At 55.5% G+C, this 209-nt stretch carries 1 protein-coding gene; it reads left to right on the top strand.

Going from position 1 to position 209, the window contains the following annotated elements:
- Window positions 1-209, top strand: a 209-nt coding sequence (locus HJV72_RS19540; protein ID WP_208073549.1) for a class I tRNA ligase family protein, incomplete at both ends; no start/stop codon positions are given.

Below are 209 nucleotides of genomic sequence, written 5' to 3'. Positions count from 1 at the left end.
AGAACAAGGCTTTGGTTCCCGTCATGTCAACTACCGTCTGCGCGACTGGCTCATCAGCCGTCAGCGTTATTGGGGGGCTCCGATTCCGATTATTTACTGTCCTGACTGCGGCGAAGTTCTTGTGCCGGAAGCAGAGCTGCCGGTACGTTTACCGGAAGACGTCAAGTTTGATGCGGGCAGCGTTTCACCGCTGGCAACCAGTGAAAGCT

Origin of the sequence: Extibacter sp. GGCC_0201, from assembly GCF_017566055.1 — a bacterium.
Lineage (GTDB): Bacteria > Bacillota > Clostridia > Lachnospirales > Lachnospiraceae > Extibacter.
This window is presented reverse-complemented; position numbering and strand designations above follow the sequence as displayed.